Source organism: Bradyrhizobium sp. 62 (assembly GCF_023073035.1).
Lineage (GTDB): Bacteria > Pseudomonadota > Alphaproteobacteria > Rhizobiales > Xanthobacteraceae > Bradyrhizobium.
Genome location: NZ_JADPIT010000002.1, coordinates 388088 through 391259, shown reverse-complemented (window position 1 = coordinate 391259; position 3172 = coordinate 388088). Strand labels below are relative to the sequence as shown.

The window sequence follows — 3172 nt, the reverse complement described above, 5'->3', positions numbered from 1 at the left end:
CCGGCAAGGCCGACCTGCTCAAGGCTCTCGCCCTGACGACATCTTCCGGTGCAGGCAATGCGAGCCTGTCCGTCAACCGAACAACGAGCGCCGCCTCGCTGGGTGCAACCCTTACGGACGGTTCGTCGCTGAACGTCGATGGTCATACCATCACCTTCAAGAACGCGCCGATCCCGGGATCGACCGGTGCTCCGAGCGTTCCGAGCGGCTTCGGTGCCAGCGGTAACATCCTCACCGACGGCAACGGCAACTCGACCGTCTATCTGCAGGCCGGCACGGTTGCCGACGTGCTCAAGGCGATCGACCTTGCCACCGGCGTGCAGACCGCGACGGTCAACGCCAACGGCACCGCGACGCTTGCGACCGCCACAGGCCAGTCGAACTCGACGATCAATACGTCCGGTCAGCTGAAGCTCTCGACCGGCATCAATGCCGATCTGACGATCACGGGCAGCGGCAATGCACTGAATGTATTCGGGCTGGCCGGCAACACCGGCAGTGCGTCGGCATTTACCGCGGCGCGCACCTCCGGGGTCGGCGGCATTGCCGGCAAGTCCTTGACCTTCTCCGCGTTCAACGGCGGCACGGCGGTCAATGCCACCTTCGGCGACGGCACCAACGGCACGGTCAAGACGCTCGATCAGCTCAACACGGCGCTTCTGGCCAACAATCTGGCTGCAACGATCGACGCCAACGGCCGGCTGACCATCACGGCGTCCAACGACTACGCGTCCTCGACGATCGGTTCGACCGTCGCAGGCGGTGGCATCGGCGGCACGCTGACTTCGGCGCTGACCTTCTCGACGGCTTCCAGCCCCGTCCAGGATGCGGTTGCACAGACGGCCCGTGCGAACCTGGTGTCTCAGTACAACAACATCCTGAACCAGATCGACACGACCTCGCAGGACTCCTCGTTCAACGGCGTCAATTTGCTGAACGGCGATCAACTCAAGCTGGTGTTCGACGAGACCGGCAAGTCGAGCCTCAACATCACCGGCGTGACCTACAACTCCAAGGGTCTGGGCCTCGCTGCCCTGACCGTCGGTGTCGACTTCATCGACAACGCCGCGTCCAATCGCGTGCTGACGAACCTGAACGCCGCGTCGAGCACGCTGCGCTCGGAAGCGTCGAGCCTCGGTTCGAACCTCTCGGTGGTGCAGGTGCGTCAGGACTTCAACAAGAACCTGATCAACGTGCTGCAGACCGGTTCTTCGAACCTCACGCTGTCCGATACCAACGTCGAAGCCGCGAACAGCCAGGCGCTGTCGACCCGCCAGTCCATCGCGGTCTCCGCGCTGTCGCTGGCCAACACTTCGCAGCAGAGTGTGCTCCAATTGCTCCGCTAAGTAACTGGTATCATTAAATAAAATAAGAGCGGCGGGGTCATTTGCCCCGCCGCTTTTTTGCGTCTGGAGGGGGCAGGGACGTTCACCGCCCATTAACCCTATCCCTTAAACCGGCGTTAACCATACTTTAAAGGACAGCCTCTAAGACTGGACAAAAGCCCGCTTCCAAAACCGCGCGGCCGATTCGTACCTGGTTCAAGAGGAAGACTCGCCAATGTCCAACATCGTTCTCTCGGCGTCCGTTCGCCAGAACCTGTTGTCGCTGCAGTCGACGGCCGACTTGCTGGCCACGACGCAGGAGCGGCTGTCGACCGGTAAGAAGGTCAACACAGCGCTCGACAATCCCACCAATTTCTTCACGGCCCAGGGGTTGGACAACCGGGCGAGCGACATCGGCAACCTGCTGGATGGCATCAACAACGGTGTGCAGGTGCTCCAGGCCGCCAACACCGGCATCACCTCGCTGCAGAAGCTGATCGACAGCGCCAAGTCGATCGCCAACCAGGCGCTCCAGACCACGGTCGGCTACTCGACCAAGTCCAACGTCTCCACCACGATTCCCGGTGCGACGCCCGCCGACCTGCGCGGTACGACCTCCTACGCGAGCGCGACCGCCAAGAGCAATGTGCTCTATACCGGCGCAGCCGGTGGCGTAACCCCGGTCACGGGAACCGCCGCGCTCGGCGCCTCGCTGGGCTCGAACGCCGGCACGAATGTCGGGTTTGCCGCGACCGCGGCCGACGGCACGACTGCACTGTCCGGTACCACCACACTGGTCGGCACCACGACATCCACCACCTTCGGCGCGCCGCCCGCGGACGGCGACACCATCACGGTCAACGGCAAGACCATCACCTTCCGCACCGGTATCGCGCCGACGACGCAGCCGACCGGCTGGGGCCTCAACCCCAGTGGGCACATCGCCACCGACGGTAACGGCAATTCGATCGTCTACGAGGGAACGCCGGCTGCGCCCGGCGCGACCGTCAACGACGTCCTCAGCGCGATCGACCTCGCCAGCGGCGTCAAGACCGCGGCAATCAGTGCAGGCGCGGCAACCATTACGGTCAGCGGCTCGACCGGTCCGATCGGTACGCTGCAGGTGGCGTCGTCCGTCACGGGCGGCCAGGTCACGCTGAAGAGTTCGACCGGCGCCGATCTGAGCCTGACGGGCAAGGCCGATTTCCTCAACAAGCTCGGTCTGACCGCGGCGACCGGCGCAGGCAATGCGAGCGTGAGCGCGGACCGATCGACCACCGCGGGCTCGCTCGGCTCGCTCGTTCAGGACGGCTCGACGCTGAACATCGACGGCCACACCATCACTTTCAAAAACGCCCAGTCGCCCCAGTCGGCGTTGAGCGTGACCTCCGGCGGCGTCAACAACAATATCGTCACCGACGGCAACGGTAATTCGACCGTCTACCTCCAGAGCGCGACGCTCACCGATCTGCTCAACTCGATCGACCTTGCCACCGGCGTCAAGACCGCCAGCATCTTCAACGGCTCGGCGACGCTGTCGACCACCGCGGGCCAGATCCCCTCGTCGGTCAACAGCAGCGGTCAGCTTGCGCTCTCCACCGGCATCAACGCCGACCTGTCGATCACCGGCACCGGCAATGCGCTCAACGCGTTCGGTCTCAGCGGCAATACGGGAACGGCGACCGCTTTCGCCGCGGCGCGCAACTCCGGTGTTGGTGGCGTCGCCGGCAAGACGCTGACCTTCACCTCCTTCAACGGCGGCGCGCCGGTCAACGTCACCTTCGGCGACGGCACCAACGGCACCGTCAAGACGCTCGATCAGCTCAATGTGCAGCTTCAGGCCAACC

2 protein-coding genes are annotated in these 3172 nt (G+C 64.1%); both read left to right on the top strand.

Annotation, left to right across the window (positions count from 1 at the left end; genetic code table 11):
- Positions 1–1346: DUF1522 domain-containing protein (locus IVB47_RS02055; protein ID WP_247459527.1), on the top strand; the 1346-nt coding region annotated here is incomplete at its 5' end.
- A gap of 214 nt (positions 1347–1560) precedes the next feature.
- Positions 1561–3172, top strand: a 1612-nt coding sequence (locus tag IVB47_RS02050) for a DUF1522 domain-containing protein (RefSeq protein ID WP_247459525.1), incomplete at its 3' end; no start/stop codon positions are given.